General features: G+C 62.9%; 13 protein-coding genes. 2 read left to right on the forward strand and 11 right to left on the reverse strand.

The window, feature by feature from the left end:
• Positions 1 to 70: 70 nt before the first annotated feature.
• Positions 71 to 709 carry a class I SAM-dependent methyltransferase gene (locus tag CXQ94_RS14855; RefSeq protein ID WP_104091359.1) on the forward strand — a complete coding sequence of 213 codons (639 nt, stop codon included), beginning with the start codon at positions 71 to 73 and terminating at the stop codon, positions 707 to 709.
• Here the strand turns inward: CXQ94_RS14855 and dapF are convergent.
• The 7 genes from dapF to CXQ94_RS14890 form a co-directional block, all read right to left on the reverse strand.
• Entirely contained in the window at positions 690 to 1,622 is a 933-nt protein-coding gene (dapF, locus tag CXQ94_RS14860; protein ID WP_104091360.1) for a diaminopimelate epimerase, read from the reverse strand. The two genes, CXQ94_RS14855 and dapF, sit on opposite strands and share 20 nt — an antisense overlap.
• Positions 1,623 to 1,667: 45 nt before the next feature.
• Positions 1,668 to 2,609 carry a tRNA (adenosine(37)-N6)-dimethylallyltransferase MiaA gene (gene miaA, locus CXQ94_RS14865; RefSeq protein ID WP_181034239.1) on the reverse strand — a complete coding sequence of 314 codons (942 nt, stop codon included), beginning with the start codon at positions 2,607 to 2,609 and terminating at the stop codon, positions 1,668 to 1,670.
• Positions 2,606 to 4,192 carry a tRNA (N6-isopentenyl adenosine(37)-C2)-methylthiotransferase MiaB gene (miaB, locus tag CXQ94_RS14870; RefSeq protein ID WP_104091361.1) on the reverse strand — a complete coding sequence of 529 codons (1,587 nt, stop codon included), beginning with the start codon at positions 4,190 to 4,192 and terminating at the stop codon, positions 2,606 to 2,608. Before miaB ends, miaA begins: the two co-directional genes overlap by 4 nt.
• A gap of 77 nt (positions 4,193 to 4,269) precedes the next feature.
• Complete coding sequence (locus tag CXQ94_RS14875) at positions 4,270 to 5,538, reverse strand: transglycosylase (protein WP_104091362.1); 1,269 nt, start codon at positions 5,536 to 5,538, stop codon at positions 4,270 to 4,272.
• Positions 5,539 to 5,565: 27 nt separating this feature from the next.
• The gene (locus CXQ94_RS14880) at positions 5,566 to 6,105 is read right to left on the reverse strand and encodes a regulatory protein RecX (protein ID WP_104091363.1); all 540 of its coding nucleotides are present in this window, start codon (positions 6,103 to 6,105) and stop codon (positions 5,566 to 5,568) included.
• Between the two features lie 9 nt (positions 6,106 to 6,114).
• Positions 6,115 to 7,167, reverse strand: coding sequence for a recombinase RecA (gene recA / locus CXQ94_RS14885; RefSeq protein ID WP_104091364.1), 1,053 nt, complete (start codon positions 7,165 to 7,167; stop codon positions 6,115 to 6,117).
• Between the two features lie 287 nt (positions 7,168 to 7,454).
• Positions 7,455 to 7,676 (reverse strand): DUF3046 domain-containing protein, encoded by a 222-nt coding sequence (locus tag CXQ94_RS14890; protein ID WP_104091365.1) that lies wholly within the window; start codon positions 7,674 to 7,676, stop codon positions 7,455 to 7,457.
• A gap of 58 nt (positions 7,677 to 7,734) precedes the next feature.
• Here CXQ94_RS14890 and CXQ94_RS14895 point away from each other — a divergent pair, with 58 nt between their 5' ends.
• Positions 7,735 to 8,229: a MarR family winged helix-turn-helix transcriptional regulator gene (locus tag CXQ94_RS14895; RefSeq protein WP_104091366.1), complete on the forward strand. Its 495-nt coding sequence runs from the start codon at positions 7,735 to 7,737 to the stop codon at positions 8,227 to 8,229.
• Between the two features lie 158 nt (positions 8,230 to 8,387).
• Here CXQ94_RS14895 and CXQ94_RS14900 read toward each other — a convergent pair whose 3' ends face one another.
• The 4 genes from CXQ94_RS14900 to CXQ94_RS14915 form a co-directional block, all read right to left on the reverse strand.
• Entirely contained in the window at positions 8,388 to 8,828 is a 441-nt protein-coding gene (locus CXQ94_RS14900; RefSeq protein ID WP_104091367.1) for a helix-turn-helix domain-containing protein, read from the reverse strand.
• A 127-nt stretch (positions 8,829 to 8,955) separates the two neighbouring features.
• Complete coding sequence (locus CXQ94_RS14905; RefSeq protein WP_258067108.1) at positions 8,956 to 9,438, reverse strand: CinA family protein; 483 nt, start codon at positions 9,436 to 9,438, stop codon at positions 8,956 to 8,958.
• Between the two features lie 22 nt (positions 9,439 to 9,460).
• Positions 9,461 to 10,072 carry a CDP-diacylglycerol--glycerol-3-phosphate 3-phosphatidyltransferase gene (pgsA, locus tag CXQ94_RS14910; protein WP_258067109.1) on the reverse strand — a complete coding sequence of 204 codons (612 nt, stop codon included), beginning with the start codon at positions 10,070 to 10,072 and terminating at the stop codon, positions 9,461 to 9,463.
• A 46-nt stretch (positions 10,073 to 10,118) separates the two neighbouring features.
• Positions 10,119 to 13,019, reverse strand: a complete 2,901-nt coding sequence (locus CXQ94_RS14915) for a DNA translocase FtsK (RefSeq protein ID WP_104091370.1) — start codon at positions 13,017 to 13,019, stop codon at positions 10,119 to 10,121.
• Between the last annotated feature and the right edge of the window lie 96 nt (positions 13,020 to 13,115).

The following is a 13,115-nucleotide window of genomic DNA, read 5'->3' on the forward strand; positions in this document are numbered from 1 at the left end:
CGGTCAAGAGGTGGCGCTTAGGCGTGCCTAGATACCGATTTGGGCCATTTCGCACTAATCTGGCATGACTATGGGTACTCAGGGCGCAGATCATTATTTCACTTCACAGCCGTCAACACCGTTGAAACGGCGACCACTTAAAGTGGTCTTGGCCGGACAGGAACGGCAGCTCCAAACGGCAGGCGGCATTTTCAGCCCAGACGGCGTCGATAAGGGCACCACCATTTTGCTCGCCGAGGCTCCGCCGCCCGCCGCAGAAGGCAATTTGCTCGACATTGGCTGCGGCTGGGGTCCGGTGGCACTGACCCTGGCCCTGCGCTCCCCCGACGCCGTGGTGTATGCGGTAGATGTCAACGAACGCTCCATCGACCTGACCAACGACAACGCCAAAGCCCTTGGTCTGGGCAACGTCCACGCCTCAACCCCCGACGCCGTGGACCCGGATCTGCGCTTTGACACGATCTGGTCCAACCCGCCCATCCGGGTGGGCAAGGAGGAACTGCACTCGATCTTGTTGATGTGGCTGCCCCGCCTCGCAGTCGGCGGCAACGCCTACCTGGTGGTGCAGAAGAATCTGGGTTCGGATTCCCTGCAGCGCTGGTTGGCGCAGGAATTGACTCAGCGTTTCCCCGAGGCAGGCTTCAAGGTCTCCCGAGACTCCACCAACAAGGCATTCCGGATCCTTCGCGTCACTCGAACAGCGGGCTAAGGACGCCGTCGGCCACGATCACGGCGGGGCCGCTAAGTTCCACGTGCTCACGTCCATCGGGCCCCGGGAAGAAGCGTACTCCCACGGTTCCGCCGGGAACCGTGACTTGCCACGTATCGGGGGCGTCAGAGCCTGCCCAGAAGCGTGTTGCGACGGCGGCGGCGCAGGCTCCCGTGCCGCAGGAGAGCGTCTCCCCCACGCCACGTTCGTGGACGCGCATACTGATGTGCCCGACGTCGTCCGTCACCAAGGGCTCGGCCGGCACCGCGAACTCCACATTGGTTCCGTGCGGGGGCACCGGCGAAACTACCGGAGCCTCGTTAAGGTTGGTGCCGGCGAGCTCGTCGGCGTCGGCCAGCGCGACCACCGTATGAGGGTTGCCCATGTCCACTGAAAGTGCGGGGCGGGTCACGGCCAGCCCCGCGGCATCGACCAGCGAATCCATGCCACGTTCGGCAACGCTCTCCGGGAAGATAAACGCCCACGGGCCCATGTCCACCCGGTAGCCGTGCTCGGTGCGGGCCACCACTTTGACACCGCCCCGGGTCCCGATGACCAGTTCGCTGCCGGGATGAAGCACCACCAGGCCCTGCTCGATCAAGAAGTGCACAAAGACTCGAACGCCATTGCCGCACATTTCAGACAACGAACCGTCGCCATTGCGGTAGTCCATGAACCATTCGGCGTCGGGATTCCCGGCCAACACGGCCTGCCCCTCGGGCAGGTGCTTGGAGCGGACGGCACGGATCAGTCCGTCCCCGCCAATGCCACGGCGCCGATCGCACAGGTACGCCACCTGCTCCGGGCTGATCTGGTGGTCACCGTCGGGATCGGCCACCAAAACAAAATCGTTGCCGGTGCCGTGGCCTTTGGAGAAGCGCAGGCCTACGAGAGAGGCGTGGGTGTCAGTCATGGTTTAACCCTAAGGCAAAGTGACTCCAACGCAGGCCCGGGCCTTTTAGGGTGTCAGTGTGTGCCGGACAAGTTCCGCCGCGGCGTCACCAATATCAGGTTGAGCCCAGTCCAGCCAGTGAACGCGGGGATCGGCGTTGAACCAGGTCACCTGCCGTCGCGCGAACTGCCGCGTACCCACGATGGTCTCCTCCGTGGCCCGGGCCATCGTTGACTCGCCGTCAATGACCCGCAGGAACTGCTGGTAGCCCAGCGCCTTCTGCGCCGTACGGCCTTCGCGAAGACCTTCCGGGAGCAGCGCCTGGACCTCCTCTACCAACCCCCCGGCAACCATGCCGTGAACGCGGGCCGCAAGCCTCTGGTGCAGTTCTGCACGGTCCCCGTTGATGCCTATCTGAACGGTTGGCTGGACATACTTGCGTTCTGGCATGAAAGAGCTGAAGGGCCTTCCCGTCAGCTCGTGCACTTCCAGGGCCCGGACCACCCGTTTGCCGTCGCTGATGCGCGCAGCTGAAACCGGGTCCACCTGTGCCAGCCGGACGGCCAGGTGTCCCAGTCCGTGATGTTCCAACTCATCTTCCAAGCGTGCCCGGATACCCGGGTCCGTGCCTGGAAACTCCAAAACATCAACGGCGGCGCGCACGTACAGGCCCGAGCCGCCGACCAGGATGGGCAGCTTCCCGCGAGCCTGAATGTCGGCGATGGCGGCCCGGGCCAGGTCCTGGAACTGCGCAACTGTGGTGTCCTGGCGTACCGTGAGAAAGTCCATCAGGTGGTGGGCAATCCCGCGCCGCTCACCGACGGGCAGCTTGGCGGTGCCGATGTCCATGCCGCGATAGAACTGCATGGAGTCTGCGTTGACGGCTTCACCGTTGAAGCGTTCGGCCAGCTGGAGGGCCAGCTCGGATTTTCCGGATCCGGTGGGGCCGACGACGGCGACGACCGGCAGCGCCGAGCGCTCCCGGGACTCAGGAGTCGCAGTGCTCACGCCGTGCGCACGGGCAGCGTGGGCATTCCCAAGGACACACCCTTCGTCCCGCCGGTGGCCGTACCCGGCGTTGGAACACCGCACGACGCGGCCTGCGCCAGGTCCCAGGCGTCGCCTGCACGGGAGCGGCGTACTTCAATCTCGCCAACGCTGGCAGGGTCCGCCACGAGGTGGAAGGCCGCAGCACCGGTGACAGTCACGGTGACAAGATCGCCGGGGCGTGGCGTTGTGACACCTTCCGGAACGCTGAAGTGGACCAGGCGCTGGTCCCGGGCCCGGCCCGAGAGCCTGTGCGTCTGCGCAGCCTTGCGTCCTGACTGCGCGGTGACCATGACTTCCACCTGGCGCCCCACCTGCAGCGCGTTCTCCTCGGCGGAAATCCTGTCCTGCAATGCGGTCAGTCGCAAGAAGCGCTCCTGCACCACTTCCTTGGGGAGTTGGTCGGGCAAATCTGCTGCCGGGGTGCCCGGTCGCTTGGAGTACTGGTAGGTGAAGGCCGTGGCGAAGCGAGAGGCCTCGACGACGTCGAGCGTCGCCTGGAAATCCTCCTCAGTTTCACCCGGAAAGCCGACAATGATATCTGTGGAGATGGCAGCCTGCGGAATCTGTTCGCGAACCTTCTCCAAAATGCCCAGGAACTTTGCCGAGCGGTAGGAGCGGCGCATGTCCTTGAGGACTTTGTCCGATCCCGACTGCAATGGCATGTGCAACTGGGGCATGACGTTGGGAGTCTCCGCCATGGCGGCAATGACGTCGTCGGTGAACGCCGCCGGGTGAGGACTGGTGAAACGAACGCGTTCCAGCCCCTCAATGGCACCGCAAGCCCGCAGTAGCTTGCCAAAGGCGAGCCTGTCACCAAACTCCACACCGTAGGAATTCACGTTCTGACCCAACAGCGTCACCTCAATGGCGCCGTCGTCCACCAATGCCTGGACCTCCGCCAGGATCTCTCCCGGGCGGCGGTCGCGTTCCTTCCCTCGCAGGGAGGGCACAATGCAGAAGGTGCAGGTGTTGTTGCATCCCACGGAGATACTGACCCAGCCTGCGTACACGGAGTCCCGCTTGGTGGGCAGAGTGGAGGGGAAAACCTCAAGGGATTCCAGGATTTCCATCTGCGCGTCTGCGTTGTGCCGGGCGCGTTCCAGCAACACAGGCAGGGCCCCCACGTTGTGGGTGCCAAAAACCACATCGACCCAGGGGGCACGCTTTTGGACTGTCTCCCGGTCCTTCTGCGCCAGGCAGCCGCCCACGGCAATCTGCATGCCGGGGTTGCTTTCCTTGATGTGCGCAAGCATGCCCAGGTTTCCGTAAAGCTTGTTGTCGGCGTTTTCGCGGACCGCACACGTGTTGATGACAATGACGTCGGGAATGGCACCGGTGAGCACCGCGTCGCCCGAGGCATCCGTGAGGGGCTCCTGATCGATTGAGTCAACCGGAACCATGCCGGCAGCCTCCAGCAGCCCTGCCATGCGCTCGGAGTCGTGGACGTTCATCTGGCAGCCGTAGGTGCGCACCTCATAGCTGCGGGGCCGGCCGGTCAGGGAGGTTGCGGAAATATCAACGCTGTCTTGGGTCAGGGTCACCCACCCAGCTTAAGACCTGCGCGGAGTATCCACTAAACCGGTGCGAGGACGGCCGAGCGGAACATGGCAGGCCGGGTCTAGTACCAGCCCACGGCTTCCGAATGCGCCCAGGCGCCGCACGGGGAACTGTAGCGGTTTTTGATGTAGCCCAGGCCCCATTCGATCTGGGTGCGGTAGTTTGTCAACCAGTCGCTGCCCGCCGTGGCGTACTTCTCTGCCGGAAGTGACTGGGCAATCCCATAGGCGCCGCTGTAAGGGTTGGTGGCCGTGGTTAGCCAGTTGGATTCGCGGTTCCACAGCTGAACCAGGCAGGAGAACTGTCCCTGGTCCCAACCGTAAGCACCCAGTCGGCCTGCCGCGTAGGCCTGCGCGCCGGCCGGGTCGTTGACCGCCCCGCCGGGGATGACCGGCAGCACGACATCTGGTGGGGTGGTGGTGCCGCCGCCGGGATTGGGAATGGTGGGCGTGCCCGGGTTGGGAACGGGGTTCGGCGCTGCGGCCTGATCTTGTTCAGCCTTGCGCCGGGCAGCTTCGTCGGCCGCCGCCTTTTCCTTGGCGGCTTGGGCCACATTGTAGGCAGCCAACGCTGTTTGACCTTGGCGGTATTGGTTCTCCACTTCCGCCGTGGTGTTGTTTAGGGACGCCAGCTGCGCGACGAGCGTGTTGCTTTGCTCCGCTGTTGATGCCACTTGCTGTGTAACGGCGGTTTGTGCCGCCACGGCCGTATCCAGTCCGGTTTTCGCTTCGGCGGCCAATCTGTTGCGCTCACCCTGCGCGGCCTGCAGGCTCTTGGTCAGGGCCGAGGCTACCGCTTGGGCACTCTCGGCCTTGGTCTGCTTAGCCGCTGCCTGGGCGCCTACGATGTGCAAAAGATCCAAGCCGTCAAGGGACTCTTGAGAGCCAAGTGCCGAAATTGATGCCAGGACGCCCAAATTGGTTCCGCCGGACTTGTAGCTTTGCACGGCTACCGCCACGGCTTCCTGGCGATACTTGGCACCCTCCTTGGCCGCCCGCTCCGCCTGGGCAGAAAGGACGTCGACCTGGGCCGTGACGGCATCAAGCTGACGCTCGGTTAGGGCGTAACTGGCCCCCGCGGCAACGGCGGCGTTGCCTAAAAGTCCGGCCTGGTTTTCCAAACCGTCCAGCAGGCCATTGATCTTGGCAACCTGCGCCTGAGTTGCCGCCACGTTGCCCTTGGCCGACTGGACGTCAGACCAGCTGGGGAAACCCTTGGGCGGTCCATCATCTGCAAGCACGGGCGATGCGCCCGGGCCCGAGATCACCACGAACCCAACGGCGACGGCAGCGGCCGCGGCGCGGAGTGCGTAGCGTGAAAGAGTAGTCATAGGTGGCTAGCATAACGCGAACACCCGCTATTCCAAGCCAGGCTCATCTGATAGGGCGTCGTCAATAACCTGCCCAACCACCTGGTAGGCCAGATTGGGGCTGTAGCCTTTGCGCGCCAGCATGGCCACCCAGCGGCGGGTGTACTTCTCCCGCTCATCCCTGTCGGCCAGGTTTTTGCAGGCCCCCAGCTTTCGACGAACCAGAGTTCTGGCGCCATCGTTTTCATCGTCATCGCTGACCTGGGCCAAAGCGTCTTCGATCAGCTCCGGGGCAATTCCCTTCTCCGCCAGTTCGCGTTTAAGGGCACCCCGGGCCAGTGACTTGTTTCTGGCCCGGCTGCGCACCCACAAGTGGGCAAATTCGGCGTCGTCGATGAGACGTATTTCTTCGAAGCGGTCAAGGACCGATTCGATGACGTCTTCGGGGATATCGCGTTCGGCCAGCTTTTGCGCCAGCTGGTGCCGGCTCTTGGGTGAATTAGTCAGCTGGCGCAGGATAATGCTCCGGGCCACCGACGCCGGGTTGGCGTCGGGGTCCAGATCCTTCACGGTTCTCCTGGCGTTCATGGCGCGCTGTTAGAAACCGTCGACAGCTTTGAGCTTGGGAGCCTTTTCCTCTTCAGCTGCAGGCGTGAGGCCGACACCCAACTTGGCCTTGATCAGGCGTTCGAGCTCATCAGCCAGCTCAGGATTGTCCTTGAGGAACCGGCGGGAATTCTCCATGCCCTGGCCCAGCTGGTCGCCGTCGTAGGTGTACCACGAGCCCGACTTCTTGATAATGCCGTGCTCCACGCCCATGTCGATGATGCCACCTTCGCGGGAAATCCCGACACCGTAGATGATGTCGAACTCGGCGATCTTGAACGGCGGCGCCATCTTGTTTTTGACAACCTTGGCCTTGGTGCGGTTACCGACTGCCTCGGCACCTTCCTTCAGCGTCTGGATGCGCCGCACGTCAATGCGGATGGAGGCGTAGAACTTCAATGCCTTACCGCCTGTAGTGGTTTCCGGGCTACCGAAGAACACACCGATCTTTTCACGCAGCTGGTTGATGAAGATGGCTGTGGTCTTGGTCTGGCTCAGACGTCCTGTGATCTTACGCAGCGCCTGGCTCATCAAACGGGCCTGCAGACCCACGTGGCTGTCACCCATGTCGCCTTCAATTTCGGCACGGGGCACCAGAGCGGCGACGGAGTCAATGACAATGACGTCCAGGGATCCCGAGCCAATCAGCATGTCCATGATCTCCAGCGCCTGCTCGCCGGTATCCGGCTGAGAGACCAGGAGAGCGTCAACATCCACGCCCAGCTTGGCCGCGTAGTCGGGATCAAGGGCATGCTCGGCGTCGATGAACGCCGCGATTCCGCCAAGCTTCTGCGCGCTGGCAACGGCGTGCAGGGCCAAGGTGGTCTTACCGGATGATTCCGGACCGTAGATCTCCACGACTCGGCCGCGGGGCAACCCGCCAATGCCAAGGGCGACGTCTAGGGCGATGGAGCCGGTGGGAATGACTTCAATGGGCGCGCGGACGTCATCGCCCAATCGCATCACCGAACCCTTGCCGAACTGCTTGTCGATCTGGGCCAGTGCTGCTGCTAGCGCCTTTTCACGGTCTGCGGGAGCGGCCATGATTCACCTCGGTCTTTCATCTGTGCCGATTTTCGGCTCCATCAGCAACGCGGCTTGCGTTGCAAACGGTTAATGGTCTGTTGCGTTCTGTTGTTGCGACGGATCAGGCGGGGCCTTTCTCCGTTACTTCAAACGCTAGTTCAAGGCTCTGACATTGTCTGTGACGATGCCTGCCTGCGGAGCAAAATGTGGACAACTATTTTTGCTCCATCATGGTTGCCTTACATCAATTCTAGATCGAATCGAATAGATATTCGAACTTCCGTGTGGCGTGTCGGCAAGCTGACTTAGTTCTTCGGGGGAATATCCCGCCCCAGTCGTCTACCAGCGGGAACATCTTGCATCTCGCACACTGCCAGCCAGATCTCTCGGGGCTCGTAGCCGGCACTCAAGGCGTTGGCGGCTGTATTTCCACCCACTCCTTTAAGGACAAGGTCCCGGGCCAGCACGCGGGAATACCCGGCACTAAATTCATCATCCATCAATCGCCAAAACTCGCTTACTCGCACCCTCCCATTCTCTCACGGCTAACACCTTGAGAGGGTGTGGGCGACCTAGACTGGAGTCATGAACCAAGCCCCAGTACCTCCCGCCGCCGACGTTCCGGCCGTTTCCGATGAAACAAAAGTCGCCATTGAAGATCTGGAGCTCCAGCTTGGTTTCCTGTGGCGCCGGGCACGGTCCCTGAATCACGCCTTAACCCGTAGCGTGCACCCTGACCTGGAGCCGGCAGCCTACGGGCTCTTGTCGATCTTGATGAATCGTGGCGGGATGCGGTTGACGGAGCTGGCCAAGTTCATTGGTGTCGGCAAGCCCTCGGTGAGCCGTCAAATCACCTTCTTGGAAGGCCTGGGCATGGTCAGTAAAGTCTCCGATCCCACGGACGGCCGCGCTCAGTTGATCGAGCTGACACCGACAGGGATGGACAAAATGCGCGCCGTCCACACCAGCCGCCAGGAAGCATTCCACAGCTTGCTCTCCCACTGGGACACGGCGGAGCTCACCACGCTGGCAACTCTGATCGCCAAACTCAACGGCGACAGTCAAGAGGGCCCGAACTGACCGCCAGCATCGAAGGCCAGGGGGTGGGAACACAAAAGTGGATCCGCACCGCTTCGAATGGGATCCACTTTTGTGCTCGGCTCGCTTCAGGTCGCCGAAAAAATCGTTAGGGCCCGACCCTAGTGATTGCTAGCATCGGGCGGCATTGGAAGCAGGGCTTAGAAAGCGTTGGACATTAGGCCCTTGCGCAATTCATCGGAGAGTTCCTCGTTGAGGTCGCGACCATAGCGCGCCGCAAACTCCTGGGGAACAGTGTCCGGGACAGCCACGCCCTCGGCAATGGCCAAACGGTCGCTGACTTCACGAAGCATTATTGACAAAGGAACATCAAGCGCTGAACAAATGGAGGACAGCAACTCCGAAGAGGCTTCCTTCTGTCCACGCTCTACTTCGCTCAAGTAGCCCAGTGAGACGCGTGCATTGTGTGAGACTTCGCGGAGTGTGCGGCCTTGGCGCTGACGCACATCTCGAAGAACGTCGCCAATCTCGTGGCGTAATACCACCATCTTGCGCTCCTTCGGCTGATGTTTCGCCTCATCTGCCAAACCCACATCCCGCCAGCGCACTACGCCGTTTACGGATACGGGTTGTTTCACCATCGGAATCGTCTTGCTCCTCGTTACGTCGGTACATCCTTTTCGGCTGATCCGAAAAGGCTACGCCCACTTGGTGTTCTTATCCTAAGCCGATCACCAAGCATTGGGCTCACTATGACTAACTATCGGGTCACAATTTTTGTTCCCGGGCCGCATTGACAACTTGCTTAAGCAGCGCAAGTGCCTCATCCGTTGCCTGCTGGCGGATCATGGCCCGGTCGCCGCCAAAGTGATATTCGTAGGCCTGGACGGCCCCGTCAAAGGCTACACCGAGGTACACGTGCCCGACGTCTTTTCCTTGGTGCGGCAGCGGCCCGGCCACTCCAGTGGTGGAAATGCCCACCCGGGACCCCGTGATCCGGCAGGCACCCAGGGCCATGGCACAGGCTACCTGCGCGTCAACGGCGCCGTGTTCTTCCAGCAACTCAACCGGAACGCCGAGCGCCTGGATCTTGACGGAATTTTGGTAGGCGATCACGCCTCCGTTGAACATCCCCGATGCCCCGGGAATCTCAACGATGGACGCTGCCAGCTGGCCGCCGGTCAGCGACTCCGCGGTGGACACAGTCAACCCCGCTTTAGTGGCATCGGCCACCAGTTCTTCCAAGTCCATTCCAGGAACGCCCATGTGGTGGCTAAACCGTTCGGTTCCGACGCCCGGCGCTGCGCAGTTGCAGGGCCTTGATGACGTAGTCGACGCCGGTGACAACAGTGACCGCCAGGGCTATCAGCATGATGATCAACGCCACCACCGATAGCCACGGCAGGGCGGGAGTCACCGGGAGCAGGTAGACAAAGATGGCGAGCGTTTGCAGGACGGTCTTGAGCTTTCCACCCTTGGAGGCGGCCATGACACCGTAGCGGATCACGACGAAACGCAGCAAGGTGATGCCAATTTCGCGGACCAGCATCACAATAGTGACCCACCACCACAACTCCCCGACCGCCGAGAGCATGATCAGGGCCGAGCCGATCAGCAACTTATCGGCGATCGGGTCCGCGATCTTGCCGAAGCTGGTGATGAGCCCGCGCGCCCTGGCAATGTCGCCGTCGAGCTTGTCCGTGTAAATGGCCACCACAAAGACGACGACCGCCGCCCAACGCCACCAGCTGTACGCCCCGCCGTCGAGCAGGAAGAACCAGATAAAGAAGGGCACCAGCACGATCCGCAGCATGGTCAGGGCATTGGGCAGGTTCCAATTGGACGGGCTGGGAGCGGTGGGACTTGGCGCCACGGAATCATTCACAGTGCAAGGCTATCTGCAATTGTTGCCGCGAGGGTGCCGGCGGTGGTTAGCGTCCGGTCAGTGACCATGCGTCCTCACCGCCGTCCTCATCATCGTTGGGGGTGTCGGCTCCGTCGTAGTAGTTCACGGCCTCGGTCCTGTTGGCCAGGTCCTCCGCCACCAAATCGCCGCCCCAGCCGTGGTTGGCGTTGGCGTTTTCGGCCAGGGCCGCGGCAATGGTGCTCTCCGTGGAACTTTCGACGGCGTCCCCGCCGGCCTCCACGGGGCCGTCACCGCGAATCGCGGCCAGTGTTGCTGCGAGGTCGTCGGGCTTGACCAGCACGTCCCGGGCCTTGGAACCTTCCGAGGGTCCCACGACGCCGCGAGACTCGAGCAGGTCCATGAGCCGGCCGGCCTTGGCGAAGCCAACGCGGAGCTTGCGCTGGAGCATGGAGGTGGAACCGAACTGCGTGGTGACCACCAGTTCGGTGGCCTGTAGCAGGACGTCGAGGTCGTCGCCGATGTCGTCCTCGATGACCTTCTTGGGGGCCTCAGCCGCGACGTCTGTTCGGTAGGTGGCCTTGAGCTGGCCCTTGACGTGGTCAACGACCCGTTTGATCTCGGCCTCCGTCACCCAGGCGCCCTGGACGCGGATGGGTTTGGACTTGCCCATGGGCAGGAATAGTGCGTCACCTTGGCCCAGGAGCTTTTCGGCACCGGGCTGGTCGAGCACCACGCGGGAGTCCGTGACGGAGGAGGTGGCGAACGCCATGCGGGAGGGCACGTTGGCCTTGATCAATCCAGTCACCACGTCCACGGAGGGCCGCTGGGTGGCAAGGACAAGGTGGATACCTGCGGCGCGGGCCAACTGGGTAATGCGGACAATGGAATCTTCCACATCACGCGGGGCCACCATCATCAGGTCGGCGAGCTCATCGACGATCACCAACAAGTACGGGTAGGCCCGAACCACGCGCTTGGAGCCCTCGGGCGGGTGCACCTTGCCGGCCTTGACTGCCTTGTTGAACTCGTCAATATGCTTGAAACCGTAGTTGGCGAGGTCGTCGTAGCGCTGGTCCATTTCCCGCACCACCCACTGCAACGCCTCGGCGGCCTTCTTGGGGTTGGTAATGATGGGCGTGATCAGGTGCGGGACACCCTCATACGCGGTCAATTCAACGCGTTTGGGGTCAACCATGACCATGCGCACTTCATCGGGGGTGGAGCGCATCAGGATCGAGACGATCATGGAGTTCACGAAGGACGACTTACCGGCACCGGTGGCACCTGCCACCAGAAGGTGGGGCATCTTAGCCAGGTTGGCGACAACGAAGCCACCCTCCACGTCCTTGCCCACACCCATGACCATGGGGTGGTCGGTGCGTCGGGCGTTGGCCGAGCGCAGCACGTCGCCCAGGACCACGATTTCCTTGTCCGCGTTGGGGATCTCAATACCGATGGCGCTCTTGCCGGGAATGGGGCTCAGGATACGCACATCCGAGGACGCGACGGCGTAGGAGATGTTTTTGCTCAGCGCCGTCACCCGCTCCACCTTGGTGCCGGGGGCCAGCTCGATCTCGTACCGGGTCACGGTGGGTCCGCGGCTAAAGCCCGTCACGGCGGCGTCAACATTGAACTGCTGCAGGGTGTCTGTCAGGGCAGCCACAATGGCATCGTTGGCCTCGGTAGCTTCCTTCCCTGGGGGGCCAGCCGGCAGGAAGTCCGATTCGGGCAGTGTGTAGGTGACATCGCCGGAGAGCTGGAGCTGTTCGGACCGGGCGGGGATCGGTGCCGGCGGGCCCACAGGCGGGGCGGGGATGTACGCGGTGGCGGTGTCGTCACTACCGGTTGCCAGGGAACGCGCGCCGACCACACCGATGGCTTCGGTCACGGGGCTGTTGTCCGGGACGTCGTACAGTTCGCTCGTGGTGGGCAGTCCCTGACGTGCCTTGATCGCATCCGCGGCCAGTTCGTCGCGCGTGGGTCGCCGGACCCCCGGCGGCAGGGACGGGGCGGCCGACGACGCGGGCCCGCCCTCGTCGTCGAACATGTCAACAAGGGCCGTCTCGAACGCCGGATCGCCTTCGTAGCCAGGCTCAAGGGCCTCCTCGGCCTCCTTCTTGCGGCCCAGCCGCCCGCGGGGCTTCTTAGGCGCTGCGGCAGCCTTCTCGGCGGCCTTCTCAAGATCGTAAAGGTAGCTCTGGTCATGCCCGTTGGCGTCCAGTTCGCGCTGTTCGGGGCTCTCCCCCACTAGCTGGTCATACAGGCTACGCACTCGCGCAGGGATACGCCGCAGCGGGGTGGCGGTCAGGATAAGGATGCTGAAAAAGGCCAGCACGCTGTAGAGGACGACGGCGAGGACCGGGCTGGCCGCTGCCACCAGACCTCCGGCGATCATGCCGACCATGCCCCCGGCCCGGCTGACGCCGGCAAATCCGTCGGAGGCGTCGGGCATTCCCCCGGCCACATGGGCTAGGGAGCAGCCGGCCAGGATCATCAGGGCGAAGCCGATGGCCACCCGGTTGTTGCTGCGAACATTGGTGGGCTGGCGGAAAACCAGGATGGAAAAGATCAGCAGCATGGGTGGCAGCATGGCGGAAAACCAGCCAAAGGTGCCTTCGAAGACGCCGTGCACGCCTGTGGCCAGCCAACCGTTCAGACCCCACCATTCAAAGGTGGCAATGACGGTGGCGAGCAGAATGAAGAAGAGGCCGCTACCGTCGCGACGGTCCTCGGCGGGGAGGTCGCTGACGTCCGTGCCCATGCGGCGCACGGCCCCGCCCACCAGGTGTCCCAGGCCTTGCCAGGCCCCGGCCAGCATGCGCACCGGCCAGATCAGGTGAGCATCCGGTGCCGGTGCTGGTTGTTTGCTGCGGGGGCTCGTCGTTGTGGCGGACTTCGCAGGGCGCGCCGAAGCGCCGCCTTGCTTGCCGGCGGACGCGCGAGCGGGGGAAGAACGAGTCGCCATACGCCTAACGGTACCCGCTGTGGGCCCATTTTTAGCGGATTTGCTCCCGCGTGGGCCGGTTGCAAATCGAACGGGGAGTAGTTGTTGATGTTGCGC

Source organism: Arthrobacter sp. GMC3 (genome assembly GCF_002929305.1).
Classification (GTDB): Bacteria; Actinomycetota; Actinomycetes; order Actinomycetales; family Micrococcaceae; genus Specibacter.

Bases quoted from the DNA above. Each gene is read 5' to 3' on its own strand.
- CXQ94_RS14875 (WP_104091362.1), bottom strand. From the start codon at position 5,538: ATGACTACTCTTTCACGCTACGCACTCCGCGCCGCGGCCGCTGCCGTC.
- CXQ94_RS14880 (WP_104091363.1), bottom strand. From the start codon at position 6,105: ATGAACGCCAGGAGAACCGTGAAGGATCTGGACCCCGACGCCAACCCG.
- CXQ94_RS14905 (WP_258067108.1), bottom strand. From the start codon at position 9,438: ATGGACTTGGAAGAACTGGTGGCCGATGCCACTAAAGCGGGGTTGACT.
- CXQ94_RS14900 (WP_104091367.1), bottom strand. From the start codon at position 8,828: ATGGTGAAACAACCCGTATCCGTAAACGGCGTAGTGCGCTGGCGGGAT.
- CXQ94_RS14895 (WP_104091366.1), top strand. From the start codon at position 7,735: ATGAACCAAGCCCCAGTACCTCCCGCCGCCGACGTTCCGGCCGTTTCC.
- CXQ94_RS14855 (WP_104091359.1), top strand. From the start codon at position 71: ATGGGTACTCAGGGCGCAGATCATTATTTCACTTCACAGCCGTCAACA.
- dapF (WP_104091360.1), bottom strand. From the start codon at position 1,622: ATGACTGACACCCACGCCTCTCTCGTAGGCCTGCGCTTCTCCAAAGGC.
- CXQ94_RS14915 (WP_104091370.1), bottom strand. From the start codon at position 13,019: ATGGCGACTCGTTCTTCCCCCGCTCGCGCGTCCGCCGGCAAGCAAGGC.
- recA (WP_104091364.1), bottom strand. From the start codon at position 7,167: ATGGCCGCTCCCGCAGACCGTGAAAAGGCGCTAGCAGCAGCACTGGCC.